The sequence below is a fragment of the Nocardia arizonensis genome (assembly GCF_001310275.1).
In the GTDB taxonomy this organism is placed as follows: domain Bacteria; phylum Actinomycetota; class Actinomycetes; order Mycobacteriales; family Mycobacteriaceae; genus Nocardia; species Nocardia arizonensis.
In genome coordinates, this window is the sequence record NZ_LGYZ01000067.1 from 231,139 (window position 1) to 248,441 (window position 17,303).

Sequence of the window (17,303 nt, forward strand, 5' to 3'; positions counted from 1 at the left end):
AGCGAGGCGTCCCACCGGACGCGGAGCGGATGGGTGGATTCGCATGACCGAGCTCGCCGATCGCGAACTGATCCGAACCCCCTATGACCTGGCCGACCGCTACCGGGTCGGCTCGGGCCCGGTCGTACTGACCGGCGTCGGGGCCATCGCCCGGCTGCTGGTGGAACAGCATGTGCGCGACCTGCGCGCCGGACGCCGCGTCGGCACCTTCGTGTCCGGCTACCAGGGCAGCCCGCTGGGCGGCGTGGACAAGATGCTGGCCGCCATGCCCGAGGTGCTGGCCGAACACGACATCGCCTTCGTGCCCGGACTCAACGAGGAACTGGCCGCGACCTCGGTGTGGGGCAGTCAGGCGCAACTGCCGCCGGAGGCCGCGACCCACGACGGCGTGGTCGGCGTCTGGTACGGCAAGGGCCCCGGCCTCGACCGCGCCACCGACGCGCTGCGCCACGCCACCATGTACGGCGTGTCCCCGCGCGGCGGCGTCCTCCTGCTGGTCGGCGACGATCCGGCCTCGAAATCCTCCACGGTGCCCGCGGTGAGCGAGCGGTCGCTGGCGGCCATGCACATACCGGTGCTGTTCCCGCGCAATGCCCGCGAGATCGTCACGCTCGGACTGCACGGCATCGCGCTGTCGCGGCTCAGCGGATGTCCGGTGGCGCTGAAGATCGTGGCCGATGTCGCCGACGGCGCGTGGACGGTGCCGGGCTCGGTCGGCGACATCGATGTCGTCATACCCGAGATCACCTGGGAAGGAAAGCCTTTCACCTATCGGCAACGGCCGATGGCCGCGCCCGCGGACAGTGTGCTCGCCGAGGCGGATCTCTACGGTCCGCGCCGCGCGCTGATCGAGGCGTACGGGCTGCGCAACGATCTGGACGTGGTCGAGGTCGACCCGGTCGGCGCCGAGATCGGCATCGTCGCGAGCGGAACCACCTTCGACGCCGTGCGCCAGGCCCTGCTCGACCTCGGCGTCGACGACGCGGCTTTGATGCGCGCCGGTGTCCGTCTGCTGCGCATCGGCATGCCCTTCCCGCTTGTCGGCGCGCGAATCAGGGATTTCGCTGCCGGATTGCGCCGCGTCATCGTCGTCGAGGACAAGACGGCGTTCCTGGAGACCCGGATCCGGGAGATCCTCTACGGCACCGAGGCCGCCCCGCGCATTCTCGGCAAATTCGATGCCGAGGGTCGGCCGCTGTTCCCGCACGACGGCGAACTCACCGCGGGCCGCGTCGCCGCGGGACTGCGCCGCGCGCTCGGGTCCGCCGTGCCGACCAAACGTCCACTGCCGTCACCGCTTCCGCTGTCGGTACTGCCCGCCCGCAAGGCGTACTTCTGTAGCGGCTGTCCGCACAACCGATCCACCGCGGTGCCGGAGGGGTCGCTGGCGGGCGGCGGCATCGGCTGCCACACCCTGGTCACCATGTCGGGGCGCGCCGACAGCGCGGTGCTCGGACTCACCCAGATGGGCGGCGAGGGGGCGCAGTGGATCGGGCAGGCCCCGTTCACCCGGGTGCCGCATCTGTTCCAGAACATCGGCGACGGAACGTATTTCCACTCCGGGCAGCTCGCCGTGCAGGCATGCGTGGCGGCCGGGGTGAACATCACCTTCAAACTGCTCTACAACGATGTCGTCGCCATGACCGGGGCGCAGGACGCCGAGGGCGCGCTGCGGGTGCCCGCGCTGACCCGCAAACTCGCCGTCGAGGGTGTCGCGCGCATCGTCGTCTGCGCCGACGACCCGTCCCGCTACCGGCGCCGCGACCTCGCCCCGGGCACTCTGCTGTGGCATCGCGACCGCCTCGACGAGGCGCAGCGGCTGCTGCGCGAAACCCCCGGCGTGACCGTGCTGATCTACGACCAGCACTGTGCCGCCGATGCCCGCCGCAGGCGCAAGCGCGGCGCACTGCCGCCCCGCAGGACCAGGGTGGTCGTCAACGAGATGGTGTGCGAGGGCTGCGGCGACTGCGGGGTCAAGAGCAACTGCCTTTCGGTGCGGCCGGTGTCCACCGAATTCGGCGACAAGACCCGTATCGACCAGACGTCGTGCAATTCCGACTACAGCTGTCTGGACGGTGACTGCCCGGCATTCGTCACGGTCGAACTCCCCGAACGGCATTCGGCCCGCGAGCGCGTTCCGACACCGCCCGCGCTGCCGGACCCGGAACTCACCGAACCCGTCGGAACGCAGAACGTCGTGCTGGCCGGGATCGGCGGCACCGGCATCGTCACGGTGAACCAGGTGCTGGCCACCGCGGCGCTGCGGGCGGGATACGACGTGGCGAGTCTGGATCAGACCGGTCTGAGCCAGAAGGCGGGTCCGGTGATCTCGCATCTGCGCTTCGCCGCGGGTCGGCTGGAACCGGCGAATCGGCTCACGCCCGGTTCGGCGGACTGCCTGATCGCCTTCGATCTGCTCGTGGCCACCGAGGCGCGCAATCTGGCCTACGGGTCGGCCGCGTCCACCCTCGCGGTCGCCTGCACGGGTGCGACACCGACCGGCGATATGGTCTACGACCGCGGTATCGCCTATCCCGATATCGCGGAGCTGCTCGCCCGACTCGACGGCGTCTCGCGAACCCGGCACGCCTTCGACGCACTCGCCGCGGCCGATGAGCTGTTCGGCGCCACCACGGCCGCGAATTTCCTGCTCGTCGGCGCGGCGTACCAGCTCGGCGGACTCCGGCTGCCCGCCGCCGCCATCGAGGAGGCCATCGAGATCAACGGCGTGGCGGTGGCGGCCAATGTCGCGGCCTTCCGCTGGGGTCGCGCCGCCGTGGCCCACCCCGCGGCATTCGCCGCCGCCACGACCGGCCCGATTCGCCGCCGGGCCGCGATCGAGGTTCCGCCCGAGCTGTTCGCCGATCTGACCGCGACCGGCGAGACCCGCCGTCGGGTGGAGATCCGCGCCCGGGAGCTCATCGGCTTCCAGGGTGTGCGCACGGCCCGCGACTACGTGCGCGCCGTCGAAGGCGTGTGGCGGGCCGAGCGCCGGGTCACCGACCGCACCGAGTTCAGCGCGGCGGTGGCCTTCGGCCTCTACAAGTTCACCGCCTACAAGGACGAATACGAGGTGGCCCGCAGGCTCACCGATCCCGAGTTCCGCGCCGAGGTCGCCGAGCAGGTGCCCGGCGGCGCCCGGCTCACCTACCGTCTGCATCCGCCCGTGCTGCGCGCGTCGGGCATGCGGCACAAGATCGGCGTCGGCCCGCGCGGACATCTCGGGCTGCGGATGCTCGCCGCGGGGAAGAAGTTGCGCGGCACCGCATTCGACCCGTTCGGGTATACGCGAATGCGGCGGCTCGAACGCGCGCTGCTCGCCCACTACGGCGCGATGGTGACCGCACTCGCCGACGACCTCGACGCCGCGAACTACGACCGCGCGGTCGAGGCGGCGGGGCTGGCCGATCTGGTGCGCGGCTACGAGGAGGTGAAACTCGCGGCCGTGGCGCGCTACTCGGATCGATTGCGCGCCCTCGGCATCGAGGCGCCTCCGGTGTGAGGTTCAGCGCGCGCAGATGGCCTCGACCGCCGAGGCGAGCACGGTCAGTCCGTGCGTGATCTCGTCGTCGGAGATGGTGAGCGCGGGCATGACCTTGATGACCTCGTCCTCGGCGCCCGAGGTCTCCACCAGCAGTCCGCGTTCGAAGGCCAGGCGACACACCTTGGCGGCCCTGGACCCGTCCTCGAACACCAGGCCCTGCACGAGACCGCGGCCGCGCGTGGACAGCCCCGCGACTTCGCTCGCCAACTCCGCGAGCGCGGCCGCTACGCGCTCACCCTTGGCGAGGGTCGAGATCTCGAGCGCGTCGTCGGACCAGTACCGCTCGAGCGCGACCCGCGCGGTCACGAAGGCGGCGTTGTTCCCCCGGAAGGTGCCGTTGTGCTCACCCGGCGCCCACTGGTCGAGGTCGGGGCGCAACAGCACCAGCGCCATCGGCAGTCCGTAGCCGCCGATCGATTTCGAGAGGGTGACGATGTCGGGTGTTATGCCCGCGATCTCGAAGGAGAAGAACGGACCGGTGCGGCCGCAACCCATCTGGATGTCGTCGACGATGAGCAGAATGCCGCGCGCCGCGCACAACTGCGCCAATTCGCGCAGCCACGAGGCGCGCGCGACATTGACACCGCCCTCGCCCTGCACCGTCTCCACGATGACGGCGGCGGGCTTGTCCAGGCCGGAGGACGAGTCGTCGAGTGCGCGGCGCATCCAGCGCAACTCGTTGTCGCCGTCGAGGTAGCCGTCGTAGGGCATCGGCGCGACGTGCACCAGCGGCACGCCCGCGCCCGCGCGCTTGGCGGCATTGCCGGTGACCGCGAGCGCGCCGAGTGACATGCCGTGAAAGGCGTTGGTGAAGTTCAGCACGGTTTGCCGACCGGTCACCTTGCGCGCGAGTTTGAGCGCGGCCTCGACCGCGTTGGCGCCGGTTGGCCCCGGGAACTGCACCTTGTAGTCGAGTCCGCGCGGTGCGAGCACCACCTCGCGCAGCGTCTCAAGCAGTCGGCGTTTGGCGACGGTCGACATGTCGAGCGCGTGGGTGATGCCGTCACCGGCGATGTATTCCAGCAGCGCCTGTTTGAGCAGCGGATTGTTGTGCCCGTAGTTCAATGAACCCGCGCCGGCGAAGAAATCCAGGTATTCGCGGCCGTGCTCGTCGCGCAACCAGCTGCCGCGCGCGGTGTCGAACACGGTCGGCCAGGATCGGCAGTAGCCGCGAACATTCGATTCGAATGCCTCGAAAACGGTCATGTCGACGACAGTCATCGGCGATCCTTCCTGTCGCGCAAATGCGGTCCGGCCCACTCCGCACGGTGCGATCACCGATCTGAAGTGACTGTGTTTCTAACATCCGCGTGTCGATTATGCGGCACTTTCCGCAGAATCGCATGGAATCCTCCCGACCCACCGGCGCCGCCACTAAAGTTGACTGCTTGTGCGCGGCGGTGCAGAGGGGGCGGTTCGACCAGCCGCGGCCGTGCGCGCGTGGCGCGCCACCCGGGTCTATCGACAACTCGCCGTCGCGGGATTCCGGCGGCAGACGCAATACCTGCTCGCCATGTTCGCCGGACTGTTCACCAACTGCGTGTTCGGGCTGGTCCGGGCCGCGGTGATGCTCGCGGCCGTGCGTGCGGCAGGCGACTTCGGCGGCTACGACGAGGGTTCGATCGGAGCGTACGTCTGGCTGTCGCAGGCGCTGCTCGGCGCGACGCAGTTCATGGGCCCGCCACTGGAATTGGTGGACCGGATCAAGAACGGCGACATCGCGGTCGACCTACTGCGTCCGGTCGACATCCAATTCGGCTACCTGGCGGCCGATCTCGGCCGCGCCGCCTGCACGCTGATTCCGCGTGGGATACCGAGTGTGGTGTTCGGATATCTCACCTTCGGTCTGGAGCTGCCGCATACCGCATGGCCGTATCTGCTCGGCGCGTTCTCGGTGTTGTTCGCGCTGACGCTGTCGTTCCTGTCGTTATTCGCTGTTGGCCTGATCGGGTTCTGGGTGGTGGAAACCCGTGGCATACGAGTGCTATACCAGATTTGCGGCACGTTTCTGGCCGGGCTGTTCGTGCCGGTGCATATGTTCCCGGACCGGCTGCGCACCTTCGCGCAAGCCACACCGTTTCCGTCGATCCTCCAGGCGCCGATCGATATCCTCTCCGGTCGCGTGCTCGGCATCGACGCGGTGACGGTCGTTGCCACGCAGGCGATGTGGGTCGTGCTGGTGGGCATGGCGGGGCGGGCGCTACTGGCGGCCGGGCGGCGCAGGCTGGAGGTGCAGGGTGGTTGAGGCGCCGCATGCCGCCGTACCGGCGGGCACCTGGCTCACCCCCTACGTCGCGGTGCTGCGCTCGCGCATGCGCGCCCAGCAGGCCTATCGACTGTCCTTCGTCAGTGAGGTCTTCAGCGCCTTCCTCATCGGGGTCGTCGAATTCGCGGAGGTCTGGGTCATCTTCCACACGGTCGATGAACTCGGCGGACTCGACCTCGACGGCGCGCTGCTGCTGTTCGGCCTGAGCAACACCTCCTTCGCCCTGGCCCAGGTGATCGCGGGTCACCTCGACACGCTGCCGACCATGATCCGACTCGGCACCCTCGACGCCTTCCACCTGCGACCGCAACCGCTGCTGCTGCAACTGATCACCAGCGACATCTCCCTGCGCCGTTTCGCGCGCGCCGCCGTCGCCGTCGTCGTGCTCGCTCTCGGACTCGTGCGCAACGACATCGACTGGGGTCCGGCCACCCTCGCCCTGCTCGTCATCTCGCTGCTCGGCGGCATCGCCCTGTTCGGCGGTCTGTTCGTATGCGCGGCCGGACTCCAGTTCTTCCTGATCGACGGCGCCGAACTGACCAACAGCTTCACCTACGGCGGGTCCTTCGCCGCCATGCAACCCGCCTCGGTATTCCCCACCCCGCTGAAAATCCTGTTCGGCATGGCGATTCCGGTGTCGTTCACCGCCTATCTGCCCACCATCGCCCTGCTCGGACTCCCCGGCCCCGCACTGCTGCCGTCCTGGTTGGCCTGGTGCATCCCGGTGGCGACGCTGTGGGTCTGGACACTCGCGCTCTGTCTGTGGCGAATCGGCACACGGCACTACCAGGGAAGCGGCGGATAGACATGGCGGACAGCGACTTATCGGACGCGATCATCGACATCGATGATCTGACCCGGCAGTTCATCCTCTACCGCAGGACCGGGAGCCGCTGGCGACGCCAACGCGACATCCTCACCGCTGTGGACCACATGACATTTCGCGTCGAACGCGGCGCGGCGGTCGGGTACATCGGGGCCAACGGCGCGGGCAAGTCCACCACCATCAAGATGCTCACCGGCATTCTCGTCCCCACCTCGGGCACCGTGCGCACCTGCGGACTCGAACCGGTGCGCCAACGCCGCAGGCTCGCCTCCCGAATCGGCGTGGTCTTCGGCCAGCGTTCACAGCTGTGGTGGGATCTGCCGCTGCGCGAATCCTTCTCGATCCTGGCCGCCATCCACCGCCTCGATCCCGACATCACCCGCAAGCGCACCTACGAATTGGTCGAGCAGTTGGAGATGGCCGAAACCCTCGACACCCCGGTCCGGCAACTGTCGCTTGGGCAGCGCATGCGGGCGGAGGTGGCCGCGGCTTTGCTGCACTCCCCCGAACTGGTGATCCTGGACGAGCCGACCATAGGACTCGACGTGCTCTCCAAACAGCGGCTGCGCGAGTTCCTGCGCGCCGAACGCACGGACCGAGGCACCACCCTGTTGCTCACCACCCACGACATGGGCGATGTGGAGCGGCTGTGCGACCGCGTGCTCGTCGTCGACCACGGCACGCTGGTGTACGACGGGTCGCTGCCCGGCCTCGGCGCCACGGTGGGCGCACGGCGGGTCCTCGTGGTGGATCTGGCCGATCCGACACCCGACCTCGTCGACCTGCCGTGCGCCGCGGAATTCCTCCACAGCGAGGGCAACGGTATGCGCCAGCGATTGGCTTTCGACGCCGAGACGACGACCGCGGCGCGACTACTCGCCGCGGTTTCCGACCGCGCGCGGGTCCGTGATCTCTCCATCGAGGAACCGGAGATCGAGGATATCGTGCGACGCATATACGAATCCGCCCGTTGAACGATCAACGGGCGGATTCGCTATTCGGAGGCGGTGCGGCGGACGATCAGTAATTCAGAAGTCCCGCGGGCCCTGGTCGAGCCGGAACGGCGGATATTCGTCACGCAGCAGTCCGGCGTAGGCCGACACTCGCAGCATCCAGCGATTGGCGCCCATCGAGAAATCGAACAGACCTTTCGGGTACACGCCGGTGAAGAGGAGCCCCACCACCGCGATGAGGGCCAGGATGGCAAGCAGCGAGGGCCAGGACACCGCGTAGTCCTCGGAGACGGTGTTGTAGCCGCCGACGAAGACCATGATCACCAGGTAGTGCGGAATCGCCAACAACCACCACTTGACCAGCACGAGCCCGCGGTGCAGGCGCTCCGGGTAGTCGATCTCGAGATCGGCCGGGTAGTCCGGGTCGGACCGGAGGCGGAACGGCGGGTACTTGTCGGTGCCGAGCGGCGACCAGGCGTAGAAGCCGACCCGCCAACCCCACCGCAGCACGCCGACCGAGTAATCGAACAGACCGCGCGGGTATTTTCCGGTGAACAAGATCGCGAAGAACGCGATCACCGTGACAACGAACCATCCGATGTGCAGGAAGAACAGCACAATGTAATGGGGAATTGCCAGCAACCATTTGACCAGCCACAGCCATCGGGACAGCGCCGGGTCCAGATCACCTCGCACGCGGATGGGACTGGCGGGGGTGACCGGTTTTTCGAGTTCCATTTCCATGATCGACGCTCCTTCCGAGCTTCGACGCGGCGGCTAGCCGTAATGCGGTACTCGTCGAATTGTCCCGCAACGAATGGACGCGGCGACCACGATCCGATACCGACACGCCAACGAATTCGGGATCGCGCGCACCGCGAATTCTTCCACACGTCATCCCGCCGACGACCGTCCGGTGTACACCTGTACCGAATCGGATCAGCCCGGGGCGCGCCCCGTCGCCGAGTACAGGCTCACCTCGCCCTCCTCGCTGAGAAAGGCGTTGACCAGCATGACACCGCCCGCCGCCAACTCGCGCGAGTCCGGCGCCTCGGTGGTGATGGATATCTGCGGAATCGCCGCCCAGTTCACCACATAGCGTTCCGGTGGGCCGTCGTCGTCGGAGAGCCGGGCCAGGCGGAACACCGATACGGTCCTGCGGATGACGAGGTTTCGCACGACTTCGGCGATTCGCTCCGTATCTTCCAGTGCGAACATGAATCCGAATGTCAGTTCGGGCGAGGACACGTAGGCGGGCACGAATATCGAGGCTAGCCGACCGCGCGCGGGTCCGCAGCCGCCGCGCCGCACCGGTAGCCGGCCATACGCCACACGAGGGGCGCGCCGTATCGAGTACCGATCCTCATGAAATACTCTCCGCGCGTGCATAAATCGGGGGTCCGCGACGCGTTCCGATGACCGATCCATAACGGACCATAACGATTTCCGTCGGCACGCGGATTTCTACAGCATATGGTTGCGCCGCCGTGATCGCCGCGCTTTCCTGAAAGAGCCCCGATATCTCGGGCGCCTTCTTCATCGCACCGTCGCGGAAATTCCCGGTCGCCACCGCCGTGCGCCGGCCGGGTCGGGGGCGTCCGGGCTCGGGGCCGCGCCGGAGCCGCGGGGAGCATCGCCCCCGGAACCCCCTCGGTTCGGGCACACCACGTACGGATCATCACCGCGAAGGGGGCGCCCATGCCTGCCGACCACGCCGGAAACCGCGTCGCGACCGGCGATCTGCCACCGCGATCGGCGCTGCTGCGCGCATTCGAGGCGAGCGAGGACGGGGATCATTCGATCCTCGAGGTCGCGCGCGCACTCGCCGATTGCCACCTACGCCGCCATCGGGCCGTGCAGGCCGCCCGCGTGCCGGGCGCTTCGAGCGGGATGATCGCGGCGTGCGCCCATCTGCTCGACGACATCGACCGCCGCCGCGCCGAACTCGTCGACCGCATCGACCGCTGGGTCGCCGAGAATGTCGCGCACCGTTCGGGCGCCTCGCTGCACACCGAGACCCTTGGCGCGGTCATCGACCGGATGGCGGCGAAATGGACTGTGGCGCAACAGGCTCTGCACGCGAATGGGAACGGGCGGGCGCCCCGCACACCGCGCGCGCAGGGCGAGGCGCATCTGCACTGGACCCGACTGGCCGAATTGGCCGACGGCTACCAGGATCTGATCACCGATGTGACCGAACACCGTCGGCGACTGCCGGTCTGGTGATCGGTCACCCGACGGTTCAGCGGCGGTCGTCGAGGTCGGCCTCGACCACCTCGGCGTCGACGACGTGTGGCTCCGCGCTCGGCGCGGCCGTGGTCTCGGCCGGTTCGGGCGCGTCGGCGTCGACATCCACCTCCGCGTCCTCCCGCGCGGCGGCGTCACGCCGCGCGGCCGCCGCCGCCTCGTTCATCTCGATGGCGTCGGTGATCCACTCGCCGATCTCGCGCGTCACCTCGGCCACGGTTCCGGTGATGATGGCGGCAATATTGCCGACATGCCGGGCGCCGGAGGACGTTAATTCCTGAATCAAATCCTTGTTGCTTTCGAATTTTCCGATCATTACACGCCCACTTCGGTCGCCTTCCGCTGTCGCATCACGATAACACCGGGCGCGGCCTTCAAACGGAGCGCCGCGGGCAGGAATCGGGCGAAGCGGGATTCGTGGAGTGCGGGCGGGAGGGCGAGCGAGAAGATTTTCAGCCAGACCGAGCCGATCTGTTTGCCGAGCGGTCCGGTGTTGTAGGGCAGGCCGTACTTGCGGCACAGTTCCCGGACCTCCGGCGCCATCTCCGGGTAGCGGTTGGCGGGCAGGTCCGGGAACAGGTGGTGTTCGATCTGATGCGACAGATTCCCGGACATGATGTGGAACAGCGGAGAGCCGGTGATGTTGGCCGAACCGAGCATCTGCCGGACGTACCATTCGCCGCGGGTCTCCTCGGCGGTCTCCTCCTCGGTGAACGTCTGTACGCCCGAGGGGAAGTGGCCGCAGAAGATGATGGAGTAGGCCCAGATATTGCGCACCACGTTGGCGGTGGCATTGCCCGCGAGCGTGATCGGGAACAGCGGACCCGACAGCATCGGGAAGATCACGTAGTCCTTGAGCACCTGCCTGCCCGCCTTGCGCCACTGGCCGCGCAGCAGATGTTTCACCTCAGACCACGAGCGCTTGCCGCTGACGACATTCTCGATCTCGAGGTCGTGCGCCATCACCCCCCACTCGAACAGCATCATGAGCGCGAAGGCGAAGACCGGATTGCCCAGTCGCAGCGGATTCCACTCCTGCGCCTCGTCGATGCGCAGGATGCCGTAGCCGATATCGCGGTCGCGGCCGTGGATATTGGTGAAGGTGTGGTGCATGTAGTTGTGCGAATGCTTCCACTGATCGGCCGGGCAGACCGTGTCCCACTCGAATTCGCGCGAGTTCAGATCGGGTTCGCGCATCCAGTCGTACTGGCCGTGCATGACATTGTGGCCGATCTCCATGTTGTCGAGGATCTTCGACACGCTGAGCGCGCCGACCGCGGCCAGCCAGAACGGCGGCAGGAAGCCGAGATACATCAGGCCGCGCCCGGCGATCTCGAATCCGCGCTGCGCCTTGATGATCGAGTAGATGTAGGCACGATCGCGTTCGCCGAGATCGGCGACGACGCGGGCGCGCAGCTCATCGAGCGCCTTGCCGAGTTCTTCGACCTGGTCGGCGCTCAGAACCAGCGGGCCTTCCTCGGTTTCGGTCAGTATGGTCATCGTTTCACTCCTTCAGATCGCGATGTCGACATCGCCGACGGGTGCGTTGATACACAGTTGGATGGGCTGATCCGTATCGCTGTCGGTATCGCCGGTGCGCAGATTGCGGGTGCATCCGCTGCGACGAACCGCCGTGCAGGAGAAGCAGATTCCCATCCGGCAGCCGTATTCCGGCGTCAGCCCCGCGGCCTCGGCCTGTTCGAGCAGACTCGCGCCGGAGTTGGCCGCACTGACCCCGCTGGTGGTGAAATGCACCGTGCCGTGCGCCTGTTCGGTCACGGCGGGCGCGGCCGCGAGGGTGAACTCCTCGGTGTGCAGCCGGTCCGACAATTGCTCGGCCTCGAAGATCGTGCGGACGGCGTCCATCAGCGGCCGCGGACCGCAGACGAAGGTCTGCGCCCGCGCGAACCAGGGCGCCACGCGCTCGAGTTCGTCGTAATCGAAATGTCCGCCGCCACTGATCTCGGTGCAGGCGCCCGGCGTATCCGCCGCGGTGGCGCGGCGACCCGGGTACCGCAGCTCGACCCGCATATTGCCGTGCGCGCGAGCGATGGCCTCGAGTTCGTCGCGGTGCGGCACCAGCACCGGCGACCGCGCGTAGTGCAGGAACACCAGTTCACCCGAATAGCCCTCGGCCGCGAGAGTGCGCAGCATGGACAACACCGGGGTGATCCCGCTGCCCCCGCTGATCAGCAGCATGCGCTCGGGCCGGACCTCGGGCAGCCGGAATACGCCCGCGGCGGGCGCGAGGTCGACCACCATGCCGGGTTCGGCCTTGTGGTGCAGGTACTGCGAGACCAACCCGCCGCGGTGCGCCTTGACCGTCAACTGGATGTGGCGTGATCGCCCCTTCTCCGCGTTGACCGGCGAATAGCAGCGGGTGTGGCGGACACCGTCGATGACCACGCCGATACTCACGTACTGTCCGGCCGCGTGCCCGCGCCAGTGCCGGGTCGGGCGCAGGGTCAGTGTCACCGATCCCGGGGTGCTGCGGCGCACGTGCACGATCTCGGCGCGCATCCGCCGCGCGGTCAGGGTCGGACGGACCAGTTCGAGATAGCGATCCAGCGGGTGCGGCGTGGTCAGGGTCTGCACCAGATCGATGAGATCCACCATGAGGTTTCTCCGTACCTGTCGTCGGACTGCAACGGGCGAATTTTTCAGTGCACATATGTACACTCAACAAGTGTGACCGATGGACCGCACCCGGTGTCAACCGGCAACTTATGTGACGCGACTAACAACCCAGGATCAGGCGAATGGTGAACGAATGTATGCTCACCGCGATGACCGATCAGGCGGAGACCCGACACGAGCGCAAGGAGCGCACCCGGCAGGCGCTGCTGGACAGCACCCTCGCGCTGGCCGCCGACCGCGGATTCGCAGCTCTGAGCCTGCGTGAGATCGCCCGCGCGGCGGGCATCGTGCCGACCGCCTTCTACCGGCATTTCGCCTCGCTGGAAGACCTCGGCGCGACCTTGGTGGACGAGGGTGTCACCGCGCTGCGCCTCGCCCTGCGTGAGGTACGTCGCAATACGGACGCGGGCGTGGAAGATACCGTTCGGTTTGTTTTCGACCGAGTCGGACCCCTCCGCGAACTGTTCGGCTTCCTGACCCGCGAACGCCACGGCGGCTCCGCCGCACTGCGCACCGCCATCGCCCTGGAGATGCAGCTCATCGTGCGCGAACTCGTCGCCGACCTGTCCCGCATCCGCGCACTCGACGAGTGGAGCCCGCGCGATCTGGAAATCGCGGCCGACCTACTGGTCTCTACCGTCGCCGACGGCATCGCGGCCTACATATCCGCCGCACCCCGCGAAGCCGCCGCCATCATCGACCGCACCGTCATGCAGATGCGCCTCATCGCCCTCGGCATGGGCGCCTGGAGACCGCGGCAGCGCTAGAGCGCCGACCTGGATTCGGGTCCGCGCACGGGAACGAGTACGGCGAGGCCGACCCCGAGGACCAGCAGCAGGCCGATGATGCCCGCTCGTTCGGCGTCGAATACCCAGACGAAGAAGCCGAACAGAGCCGGTGAGAGGAAGGACGCGGCGCGACCGGTGGTGGTGTAGAGGCCGAACATCTGGCCCTCGCGGCCGGGTGGCGCCAGCCGGGCCAGGAACGAGCGGGCCGATGACTGCGCCGGGCCCACCGAGATGGTCAGCAGCAGACCGAAGATCCAGAACAGCACCGGTCCGGAGACGAACAGCAGCACCACGCCCCAGACCAGCATCGATCCCAGCGACACCACGATGACCGCCTTCGGTCCGATCCGGTCGTCGAAGCGGCCCGCCACCAGCGCGCCGAGTGCCGCGACGACATTGGCGGCGACCCCGAACAACAGGACGTCGGCGTCGGCGATCCCGTACACGCGCACCGCCAGCACCGCACCGAAGGTGAACACGCCCGCGAGCCCGTCCCGGAAGACCGCGCTGGCCAGCAGGAACCCGACCGTGCGCCGGTCCACCGCCCACAGTTCGCGCAGATCCCGCCACAGCACCCGGTACGACCCGAGGAAGCCCGCGCTCGCCGCCCCGGGATCGGCGTCGGTGCACGGCATCTCGGGCACGGCGAGCAGCACCGGCAGCGCGAAGACCGCGAACCACACCGCGGCAAGCAATGCCACCAGCCGGATGTTCAGGCCGTCGTCGACGGGCACACCGAGCAGCCCGCGATTGTCGCCGTCACCGGCGATGAATCCGAAGTAGCAGATCAACAGCAGCACGATCCCGCCGAAATAGCCCATGGCCCAACCGAAGCCGGAGACGCGGCCGACGGTCTCGGGCGTGGACACCTGGCGCAGCATGGCGTTGTACGGCACGCCCGCGAGTTCGAACACCGTCGAGCCGACCGCGAGCAGCGTGAGGCCGAGCCACAGGTCGCGATAGTCGTCGTGCACGAAGAACAGTCCGGCCATCGACGCGACCGTGAGTGCGGTGAGCACGCCGAGCGCCCGTTTGCGACGCGCGGAGGCGTCGAAGTACTGGCCGCTGACGGGTGCGGTCAGCGCCACGATCACTCCGGCGATGGCGATGGCCCAGCCGAGCCAGGCGCTCGCGCTCACCCCGCCGGGCAGATCGTCGCCGACCTTGTCGGTGAGATACACCGAGAAGACGAAGGTCAGCACGACGGCCTGGAATGCCGAGGACCCCCAGTCCCACAGCCCCCACGCCACTACCCGCCCGCGCCCGGCGGCCTGCCCAATGGTCGCCTCGGCGTTCACCTCGGTCATGCCGCGCAGCCTAATGCGGATTCGGCGGCGTCCGCACGGGTCGAAGCGCCAATCATGCCGTATATATGCACCCAGTTGCATAGTACCGAGCGTTCCGTCTATTCTGTCCGCCATGGCACTCGAACACGCGCTGCTGGTTTCGCTGACCGAACGCGCGGGCTCGGGCTACGAATTGGCGCGCCGATTCGACAAATCCATCGGCTACTTCTGGAGCGCAAGCCACCAGCAGATCTACCGCGTCCTCAAGCGGATGGAGGACGCGGGCTGGCTGAACAGCGAAACCGTGGCCCAGGAGGGCAAACCCGACAAGAAGGTGTACTCGGTGAACGCCGCGGGCCGCGCCGAACTCTCGCGCTGGATCGCCGAACCCACCGACACCGAGAGTCCCCGCAGCGAACTCGGCGTCAAGATCCGCGCCGCCGCCCACGGTGATATCGACGCGCTGCGCGCGGAGGTCGCCCGGCACCGCGACCGGCACTCTCAGCGCCTCGGGGTATTCCGCCTCATCGAGAAACGCGACTTCCCCGTACCGGACCGGCTCACCGGCACGGCACTGCACCAGTACCTGGTCCTGCGCGGCGGTATCCGCGTGGAAACCGGATTCGTCGACTGGTGCGAGGAGATCCTGCAAGCACTACGACCGGATGCGCCTGCCCCGCATACGAAGTGACGGAGACAATCGTATGAGTTCCTACCCCCGCCTGTTCGAACCGCTCGACCTCGGATTCACCACCCTGCGCAATCGCGTGGTGATGGGATCGATGCACACCGGGCTCGAAGACCGCTCCTGGGACACCAACAAATTGGCCGCCTACTTCGCCGAACGCGCCAGGGGCGGTGTCGGACTCGTCATCACCGGCGGCTACTCCCCCAATCGCACCGGCCGGCTGCTTCCCTTCGGCGCAAAACTCACCACCAGGACCGAGGCGTACCGCCACCGCGCCATCACCCGCGCCGTGCACGATGCGGGCGGCAAGATCGCCATTCAGATCCTGCACGCGGGCCGCTATTCCTATATGCCCGGCAGCGTCTCGGCCTCGGCGATCAAGGCGCCCATCAACCCGTTCAAGCCCCGCGCGCTGTCGGCCGATGGCATCGAACGCACCATCGGCGACTATGTCCACTGCGCCGAGCTCGCGAAGCTCGCAGGCTACGACGGCTGCGAGATCATGGGCGGCGAAGGCTATTTCATCAATCAGTTCCTCGCACCGCGCACCAACAAGCGCACCGACGAATGGGGCGGCACACCGGCCCGGCGCCGCCGCCTCGCGGTGGAGATCGTGCGCCGCACCCGCGCGGCCGTCGGCCCCGAGTTCATCATCGTCTTCCGGCTGTCCATGGCCGAACTGGTCGACAACGGCCAGACCTTCGAGGAGATCCTCGCGCTCGCACGGGAACTCGAAGCCGCGGGCGCGAGCATTCTCAATACCGATATCGGCTGGCACGAGGCCCGCGTCCCGACCATCGTCACCTCGGTGCCGCGCGCGGCCTTCGTGGAGTTCACCGCCAAGATCACCCGGGCGGTGACGATTCCCGTCTGCGCCTCGAACCGGATCAACATGCCCGAGACCGCCGAGGAGATCCTCACCCGCGGTGACGCCCAACTGATCTCGCTGGCCCGACCGCTGCTCGCCGACCCGGAATGGGTCAACAAGGCGGCGGGGAACCGCGTGGACGAGATCAACACCTGTATCGCCTGCAATCAGGCATGTCTCGACCACGCCTTCGCCCACAAGACCGTCTCGTGTCTGCTGAATCCGCGCGCGGGCCACGAGACCGAACTGAAATTGCTGCCGACGCGGCGTGGCAAGCGGATCGCGGTGGTCGGCGCGGGTCCGGCGGGTCTGTCGGCCGCGATCACCCTGGCCGAACGCGGACACCGGGTCGAACTGTTCGAGGCCGACGACAAGATCGGCGGCCAATTCGACATCGCGCGTCGCATTCCCGGCAAGGAGGAGTTCGACGAATCCCTGCGGTACTTCACGCGCATGCTCGAGATCACCGGCGTCACGGTGCGTCTGAACCATCGCGCGACCGCGTCGGAACTGATCACGGGCGGCTACGACGAAGTGGTGCTCGCCACCGGGGTGACCCCGCGTATCCCGAACATCCCCGGCATCGACCATCCCATGGTGCTGACCTACGCCGAACTCGTGCGCGAGGGCAGACCGGTCGGCCGGCGGGTCGCGGTGATCGGCGCGGGCGGCATCGGCTACGACGTGAGCGAATTCCTCACCGTCGAAGGCCATCCCACCCTCAAACTCGACGAGTGGAAACAGGAGTGGGGCGTCGACGCCGACGACGAGCGGTCCCGCGGCCAGCTCGGCACACCTCGTCCGGCGCCCGCGGCGCGTGAAGTCGTTCTGCTGCAACGCAAGTCGGGCTCTTTCGGCAAGAGCCTCGGCAAGACCTCAGGATGGGTGCACCGGGCCGCGGTGCGGGCCAAGGGCGTCGAACAGGTCGGCGGGGTCAACTACGAGCGCATCGACGACAGCGGACTGCACATCAGCTTCGGTGACAAACGCACCCGCCCGCGACTGATCCCGGTCGACAACGTGATCGTGTGCGCGGGTCAGGAGTCCGTGCGCGAACTGGTCGAACCGCTGCGGGCCGCGGGGCTGAACCCACACCTCATCGGCGGAGCCGACCTCGCCGCCGAACTCGACGCCAAACGCGCCATCGACCAGGGCACCCGCCTGGCCGCGCGGCTGTGAGGCCATCGCCTAGGCTCGCAG

Annotated in this window: 15 protein-coding genes; 8 read left to right on the forward strand and 7 right to left on the reverse strand. The window is 67.8% G+C overall.

Translation table 11 applies throughout. The annotated features are described in order from the left end of the window. Positions 1-43: 43 nt before the first annotated feature. Positions 44-3,502: an indolepyruvate ferredoxin oxidoreductase family protein gene (locus APZ21_RS13435; RefSeq protein ID WP_054813592.1), complete on the forward strand. Its 3,459-nt coding sequence runs from the start codon at positions 44-46 to the stop codon at positions 3,500-3,502. A 3-nt stretch (positions 3,503-3,505) separates the two neighbouring features. Here the strand turns inward: APZ21_RS13435 and ectB are convergent, their stop codons facing one another. Further along, entirely contained in the window at positions 3,506-4,765 is a 1,260-nt protein-coding gene (gene ectB / locus APZ21_RS13440; RefSeq protein WP_054813593.1) for a diaminobutyrate--2-oxoglutarate transaminase, read from the reverse strand. A gap of 211 nt (positions 4,766-4,976) precedes the next feature. On the opposite strand from ectB, the gene APZ21_RS13445 reads away from it, so the two are divergent. Genes APZ21_RS13445 through APZ21_RS13455 form a run of 3 tightly spaced genes read left to right on the forward strand, consistent with a single transcriptional unit; the run spans position 4,977 to position 7,610 of the window. After that, positions 4,977-5,789 (forward strand): ABC transporter permease, encoded by an 813-nt coding sequence (locus APZ21_RS13445; protein ID WP_054813594.1) that lies wholly within the window; start codon positions 4,977-4,979, stop codon positions 5,787-5,789. Beyond that, complete coding sequence (locus APZ21_RS13450; RefSeq protein WP_054813595.1) at positions 5,782-6,615, forward strand: ABC transporter permease; 834 nt, start codon at positions 5,782-5,784, stop codon at positions 6,613-6,615. Before APZ21_RS13445 ends, APZ21_RS13450 begins: the two co-directional genes overlap by 8 nt. Before the next feature lie 2 nt (positions 6,616-6,617). After that, entirely contained in the window at positions 6,618-7,610 is a 993-nt protein-coding gene (locus APZ21_RS13455; RefSeq protein WP_054813596.1) for an ABC transporter ATP-binding protein, read from the forward strand. Between the two features lie 54 nt (positions 7,611-7,664). Here the strand turns inward: APZ21_RS13455 and APZ21_RS13460 are convergent, their stop codons facing one another. Together APZ21_RS13460 and APZ21_RS13465 are read right to left on the reverse strand one after the other, a co-directional pair. Then, positions 7,665-8,333, reverse strand: coding sequence for a DUF4389 domain-containing protein (locus APZ21_RS13460; RefSeq protein WP_156371051.1), 669 nt, complete (start codon positions 8,331-8,333; stop codon positions 7,665-7,667). Positions 8,334-8,528: 195 nt separating this feature from the next. Further along, a complete protein-coding gene (locus APZ21_RS13465) occupies positions 8,529-8,849 on the reverse strand; it encodes a hypothetical protein (RefSeq protein ID WP_054813658.1) in 321 nt (106 codons plus the stop codon). 438 nt (positions 8,850-9,287) lie between these two features. Here APZ21_RS13465 and APZ21_RS13470 point away from each other — a divergent pair, with 438 nt between their 5' ends. Continuing rightward, the gene (locus tag APZ21_RS13470; protein ID WP_054813597.1) at positions 9,288-9,815 is read left to right on the forward strand and encodes a DUF4254 domain-containing protein; all 528 of its coding nucleotides are present in this window, start codon (positions 9,288-9,290) and stop codon (positions 9,813-9,815) included. Positions 9,816-9,831: 16 nt separating this feature from the next. Here the strand turns inward: APZ21_RS13470 and APZ21_RS13475 are convergent, their stop codons facing one another. Genes APZ21_RS13475 through APZ21_RS13485 form a run of 3 tightly spaced genes read right to left on the reverse strand, consistent with a single transcriptional unit; the run spans position 9,832 to position 12,452 of the window. Next, on the reverse strand, positions 9,832-10,122 hold the full coding sequence (locus APZ21_RS13475; protein WP_239476611.1) for a hypothetical protein: 291 nt from the start codon (positions 10,120-10,122) through the stop codon (positions 9,832-9,834). A 29-nt stretch (positions 10,123-10,151) separates the two neighbouring features. Beyond that, positions 10,152-11,336: a fatty acid desaturase family protein gene (locus APZ21_RS13480; RefSeq protein ID WP_054813599.1), complete on the reverse strand. Its 1,185-nt coding sequence runs from the start codon at positions 11,334-11,336 to the stop codon at positions 10,152-10,154. Positions 11,337-11,348: 12 nt separating this feature from the next. Continuing rightward, the gene (locus APZ21_RS13485) at positions 11,349-12,452 is read right to left on the reverse strand and encodes a ferredoxin reductase (RefSeq protein WP_054813600.1); all 1,104 of its coding nucleotides are present in this window, start codon (positions 12,450-12,452) and stop codon (positions 11,349-11,351) included. Positions 12,453-12,622: 170 nt separating this feature from the next. On the opposite strand from APZ21_RS13485, the gene APZ21_RS13490 reads away from it, so the two are divergent. Further along, positions 12,623-13,240, forward strand: a complete 618-nt coding sequence (locus tag APZ21_RS13490) for a TetR family transcriptional regulator (protein WP_239476612.1) — start codon at positions 12,623-12,625, stop codon at positions 13,238-13,240. Here the strand turns inward: APZ21_RS13490 and APZ21_RS13495 are convergent. Further along, a complete protein-coding gene (locus APZ21_RS13495) occupies positions 13,237-14,568 on the reverse strand; it encodes an MFS transporter (protein ID WP_054813602.1) in 1,332 nt (443 codons plus the stop codon). The genes APZ21_RS13490 and APZ21_RS13495 overlap by 4 nt on opposite strands. Positions 14,569-14,680: 112 nt before the next feature. Between APZ21_RS13495 and APZ21_RS13500 the strand changes: the two genes are divergently transcribed. Together APZ21_RS13500 and APZ21_RS13505 are read left to right on the forward strand one after the other, a co-directional pair. Then, positions 14,681-15,238, forward strand: a complete 558-nt coding sequence (locus APZ21_RS13500) for a PadR family transcriptional regulator (RefSeq protein WP_054813603.1) — start codon at positions 14,681-14,683, stop codon at positions 15,236-15,238. A gap of 13 nt (positions 15,239-15,251) precedes the next feature. Next, complete coding sequence (locus APZ21_RS13505) at positions 15,252-17,282, forward strand: NADPH-dependent 2,4-dienoyl-CoA reductase (RefSeq protein ID WP_054813604.1); 2,031 nt, start codon at positions 15,252-15,254, stop codon at positions 17,280-17,282. Positions 17,283-17,303 lie beyond the last annotated feature (21 nt).

What these genes read in the sequence shown, in the direction of transcription:
- APZ21_RS13485 (WP_054813600.1), bottom strand. Translation starts at nt 12,452, where the DNA reads ATGGTGGATCTCATCGATCTGGTGCAGACCCTGACCACGCCGCACCCG.
- APZ21_RS13490 (WP_239476612.1), top strand. Translation starts at nt 12,623, where the DNA reads ATGACCGATCAGGCGGAGACCCGACACGAGCGCAAGGAGCGCACCCGG.
- APZ21_RS13495 (WP_054813602.1), bottom strand. Translation starts at nt 14,568, where the DNA reads ATGACCGAGGTGAACGCCGAGGCGACCATTGGGCAGGCCGCCGGGCGC.
- APZ21_RS13470 (WP_054813597.1), top strand. Translation starts at nt 9,288, where the DNA reads ATGCCTGCCGACCACGCCGGAAACCGCGTCGCGACCGGCGATCTGCCA.
- APZ21_RS13480 (WP_054813599.1), bottom strand. Translation starts at nt 11,336, where the DNA reads ATGACCATACTGACCGAAACCGAGGAAGGCCCGCTGGTTCTGAGCGCC.
- APZ21_RS13460 (WP_156371051.1), bottom strand. Translation starts at nt 8,333, where the DNA reads ATGGAAATGGAACTCGAAAAACCGGTCACCCCCGCCAGTCCCATCCGC.
- APZ21_RS13435 (WP_054813592.1), top strand. Translation starts at nt 44, where the DNA reads ATGACCGAGCTCGCCGATCGCGAACTGATCCGAACCCCCTATGACCTG.
- APZ21_RS13500 (WP_054813603.1), top strand. Translation starts at nt 14,681, where the DNA reads ATGGCACTCGAACACGCGCTGCTGGTTTCGCTGACCGAACGCGCGGGC.
- APZ21_RS13505 (WP_054813604.1), top strand. Translation starts at nt 15,252, where the DNA reads ATGAGTTCCTACCCCCGCCTGTTCGAACCGCTCGACCTCGGATTCACC.
- ectB (WP_054813593.1), bottom strand. Translation starts at nt 4,765, where the DNA reads ATGACTGTCGTCGACATGACCGTTTTCGAGGCATTCGAATCGAATGTT.
- APZ21_RS13455 (WP_054813596.1), top strand. Translation starts at nt 6,618, where the DNA reads ATGGCGGACAGCGACTTATCGGACGCGATCATCGACATCGATGATCTG.